1 protein-coding gene is annotated in these 234 nt (G+C 66.7%); it reads left to right on the forward strand.

Annotated features, from left to right (window positions below; genetic code table 11):
* A partial coding sequence (locus tag FQ664_RS27015; RefSeq protein WP_474707165.1) for a hypothetical protein occupies window positions 1–234 on the forward strand: 234 nt, incomplete at both ends.

The raw sequence follows: 234 nt of genomic DNA on the forward strand, positions 1-234 counted from the left end.
GGCCCGTGCCGCGCGCGCTGGCGATTTCAGCGTGCGTGGCGACGCCGCGGCATTCCAGTACCAGTTCCAGGCGATGGTGAACCACCTCAACGGCATGATGGCCAGTTCGCAGGCCAGCATCGCCGATTTCTCCGACGTGCTGCGCGCCATCTCGCATGGCAACCTCACCGCGCGCATGGAGGGCGAGTACGAGGGCGTGTTCGCGCGCATGCGTGACGATGCCAATGCCACCAC

The sequence above is a fragment of the Pseudomonas persica genome, assembly GCF_900291015.1.
In the GTDB taxonomy this organism is placed as follows: Bacteria; Pseudomonadota; Gammaproteobacteria; order Pseudomonadales; family Pseudomonadaceae; genus Aquipseudomonas.